Origin of the sequence: Staphylococcus sp. HMSC62B09 (assembly GCF_001839115.1) — a bacterium.
Taxonomy (GTDB): Bacteria; Bacillota; Bacilli; order Staphylococcales; family Staphylococcaceae; genus Staphylococcus; species Staphylococcus haemolyticus.
The window spans coordinates 1-1,163 of the sequence record NZ_KV840132.1; the positions used below are offsets into that span (position 1 = coordinate 1).

Here is a 1,163-nt window from a genome sequence, read left to right on the forward strand (position 1 = left end):
TCGTGATATATCTGAAATATTAAGGGAACGTGGTTTTGATGTTCATCATTCAACCATTTATCGATGGGTTCAAGAGTATGCACCTATTTTCTATCAACTTTGGAAGAGAAAACATAAAAAAACGTATTATAAGTGGCGTATTGATGAGACATATAACAAAATTAAAGGACAGTGGTGTTATCTGTATCGCGCGATTGATGCAGATGGACATACATTAGATATTTGGTTACGCAAAAAACGAGATCATCAATCAGCATATGCGTTTATTAAGCGCCTTATTAAACAATTCGGTAAACCTCAAATGATAATTACAGATCAAGCACCTTCAACGAAGGTAGCCATGGCTAAAATAATTAAAGTGTTTAAGCTGAAACCTAACTGTCATTGCACATCTAAATATCTCAATAACCTCATTGAACAAGATCATCGTCACATTAAGGTGAGAAAGACAAGATATCAAAGTGTCAATACGGCAAAAAATACACTCAAAGGCATTGAATGTATTTACGGATTATATAAAAAGAACCGTAGGTCTCTTCAGATCTACGGATTTTCACCATGCCACGAAATTAGTTATATGTTAGCTGGTTAGGCGAAGACTGACACAATAAAATGGTGATTAGCTATATTTTTCTAACTTTGCAACAGAACCCTTAATTTCATAGAACGGCGAAATTAATACATGTTAGTCAGCTAATTGAATACTTACATTATAAGAGAGTAGTTAACTTTATTTTTAATTTGCACCAGAACTTTTTAATGTATTATTTCATCCTTGAATAAATCACCCCATTCGCATATTGCATAAACCACCTTATCTAGCTTGTAGCCTATAGATGTCAGCTTATACTCCACTTTTGGGGGAACTACAGAATAAATATGTCTTTCAATAATTTGGTCCTCTTCTAATTCTCTAAGTTGTCTTATTAGCATCCTTTGATTGACATGCGGCAACTTTTTTTGTAGCTCACTTAATCTCAATACTTTGTCTTGAAGTAAATGAAAAATTATAGGGATCTTCCACTTTCCTCCGATAACACATAAAGCTAAATCTTTAGAAGTGAAAAATTCTTTTCCTTTATAATACAATTTTCATCCTTCTTTCTTCTATAATATTAGAATTTACATTGTTAATGCGGAAGATTATATAATCTTCCGCATTA

2 protein-coding genes are annotated in these 1,163 nt (G+C 32.6%); one reads left to right on the plus strand and one right to left on the minus strand.

The window, feature by feature from the left end; genetic code table 11:
- Positions 1 to 592 (plus strand): IS6 family transposase (locus HMPREF3265_RS05815; RefSeq protein WP_070663142.1); only part of this gene is annotated, 592 nt, incomplete at its 5' end.
- Positions 593 to 756: 164 nt separating this feature from the next.
- Here HMPREF3265_RS05815 and HMPREF3265_RS05820 read toward each other — a convergent pair.
- Positions 757 to 1,089, minus strand: coding sequence for a winged helix-turn-helix transcriptional regulator (locus HMPREF3265_RS05820; protein WP_002505086.1), 333 nt, complete (start codon positions 1,087 to 1,089; stop codon positions 757 to 759).
- Positions 1,090 to 1,163 lie beyond the last annotated feature (74 nt).